Raw genomic sequence first — 2528 nt, 5'->3', positions numbered from 1 at the left:
CCGCCCCAGGGACGGGGCAGGTAGGCAGCGAACCGCATCTTTGGACGGCGGCGTGCCCAACAAATCATTTAAATATCGGCTGGTTCCCCAGGCTCCAGCGCGGGAGCAGACCTGGTCCCGACGCAGGAGGGATCTTTTCCCCAAACCGCGCCGAATCATTCAGGATTGCTTTTAACCAGACAGCCTCTTAGATTCCTGATAGACACCGGCGTATGGCTGCCGCCGCACTCCAAGCTTTTAATCTAGGAAAGAACCCTCCAATGTCCACCACCGCCGACCCCCTGCGCGATCTCTACCGGAGCCTGAGCGGCCAGGGCGCCCTGTCCCTGGAGCCGGACGACCCCTACTATGTGCCCATCCTGCAGGGGATGCCGGACAAGGACCCCATCCTGATGCTGTGGCAACGCCTGGACTGGTCCGAATCCGAGAGCGTCAACCTGCTCACCGGCTTTCGCGGCAACGGCAAGAGCACCGAGCTGCGGCGTCTCAAGCAGCTGTTGGAGACAAACAGCGGCGCCAAGGTGTTCCTGGTCAACATGCTCGATTTCCTGTTGATGACTAAGCCCCTGGAGCTGTCGGATTTCGTACTCTCCCTGATGACTGCCCTGGGCCAGGCGGTGGAGCAGGACACGGGCCTGCGCGCCCTGACCCACGGCTACTGGGAGCGGCTGCAGAACTTCCTGACCTCCGAGGTACAGTTGAATGAATTTAAGCTAGATTTCACGCCCGCCAAGCTCGGCCTCAAACTCAAGAACGAGCCCGACTTTAAGGAACGGATCCAAAATCACCTGCGCGGCCACCTGAGCCGGCTCATCGAGGACGCTAAGAACTATGTGGTGGACCTGGTCCAGGCCATCCGCAAAGAGGCAGGGGATCCGGACCTGAAGGTAGTCCTGCTGGTGGATTCGGTGGAGCAGATCCGGGGCGTGGGCACCGAGGCCCAACAGGTCCACGAGAGCGTCGTGGACCTCTTCTCCGGCCAGGCCGACAAACTCGATTTCCCCCAGCTCCATCTGGTCTACACGGTTCCGCCCTACCTGCAAGCCCTGTCCCCGAACCAGGGGCGCGCCCTGGGTGGTCACCCCATCGTCTCCTGGCCCAATGTGCATGTGCGCGACCGCAAGGGCAACGACGATGCCGCCGGACTCGCAATCATGGAGGCCATCATCGACCAGCGTCAGGCTGGCTGGCGTGATGTTATCCCGCCGGACATCCTGCGCCGACTGGCAATCCGCACCGGCGGCGATCTGCGGGATTTCTTTCGTCTGATCCGCGAGTGCGTCGTTACCCTGAGCACCGCCCGGCTGGCCCAGCCGGATTCCAGCTTGGACGAGGAGATGGTCAAGCGGGTCGAGGAACAACTGCGCAACGAGCTGTTGCCCCTCGCCGCGGACGACGCCCGCTGGCTCGCCCGCATCCATGTTGCCAAGGACACCGGCCTGGAGACCACGGATGATCTGCCCGATCTGGCTCGCTTCCTGGACGGGAATCTGATCATGAACTACCTCAATGGCGAGCCCTGGTATGACATCCATCCCCTGCTGCTGGAGGAGATCAAACGCCACGCAGATGACCGTCGTGCCGAAGAATAGTACGGCAGTGCCGAAGTACCGATAACACGAGTCCGCAAATGAACGCCAATGGACGCAAATCGGTCGTAAAAGATCAGATGTTTTTTTGTCCGCAGATTACGCAGATTCTCACAGATTGTTCCGTTTTTAATCTGCGAAAATCTGTGGATCGATCGAAGCGACCGGACATTTTTCCTATACTCAATCCGAACCTCAGCGGTTTCGCTTGTTACTACCAATCAACGTAAATCAGTCAGAATCGGCTCACCATCACCGACGGTTTTTGATCTCGTTGCATTTATTTGCGTCCATTTGCGTTTATTTGCGGATAACTCTTCTGTGAAGATCCTGCTCGCTCAATGTTATCGGTAATCGAGAGCATCCGTATCAGGGGTGACCGGGCTTGACGACCGAGGCCTCTCTCAACCCGGAAGGCGAGGCCGCCTGGCTGCGCCTCAAACAACACCTGGAATGGTGTGACAGCTTCGCCCTGGTATTCCTGTTCAGCGACCGGCCCGGCGTTATCGATGTGCTGCGGGAGCGCCTCGCCGCCATCTATCGGGCGCGCGTCACCGGCCTGAAGATCCCGCCGCCGGAAACCCCGGACGCGCTGCTGACCGGGCTGCTGCCGCGCCTGCTCAATCCGCCTCTGTATCAGCGGACCCTGGACGCCCCGATCTGGCTGGATCTGACCCGCCCACCCGGCGGCCTATCACCCGAGCAGCAGGCCGCCTGGCAAGAGGCCGGTCTGCAATTCCTGGCCCGACTCAACGAACAGCGCGAACCCCTGCGCCGCACCCTGACCAAGCCCCTGATCCTGGTCCTACCGCTGGCGGAACAGGCCCGGATCAAGCGGCTGGTCCCGGATCTGTGGGCCATCCGCCACTTCAGCCTCCGGACCGGGCCCTGGCTCGTCCTGACGGCGGCCCCAGGACCCACCCAGCCGCCCACCCACCC

2 protein-coding genes are annotated in these 2528 nt (G+C 61.2%); both read left to right on the top strand.

Annotation, left to right across the window (positions count from 1 at the left end; genetic code table 11):
* Positions 1–260: 260 nt before the first annotated feature.
* The gene (locus tag BQ17_RS13555) at positions 261–1592 is read left to right on the top strand and encodes a hypothetical protein (protein WP_089727930.1); all 1332 of its coding nucleotides are present in this window, start codon (positions 261–263) and stop codon (positions 1590–1592) included.
* A gap of 382 nt (positions 1593–1974) precedes the next feature.
* Positions 1975–2528, top strand: a 554-nt coding sequence (locus BQ17_RS13550) for a hypothetical protein (protein WP_141699272.1), incomplete at its 3' end; no start/stop codon positions are given.

Source organism: Candidatus Thiosymbion oneisti, from assembly GCF_900092655.1.
GTDB classification, from domain to species: domain Bacteria; phylum Pseudomonadota; class Gammaproteobacteria; order Chromatiales; family Chromatiaceae; genus Thiosymbion; species Thiosymbion oneisti.
This window is presented reverse-complemented; position numbering and strand designations above follow the sequence as displayed.

Bases quoted from the DNA above. Each gene is read 5' to 3' on its own strand.
- BQ17_RS13555 (WP_089727930.1), top strand. From the start codon at position 261: ATGTCCACCACCGCCGACCCCCTGCGCGATCTCTACCGGAGCCTGAGC.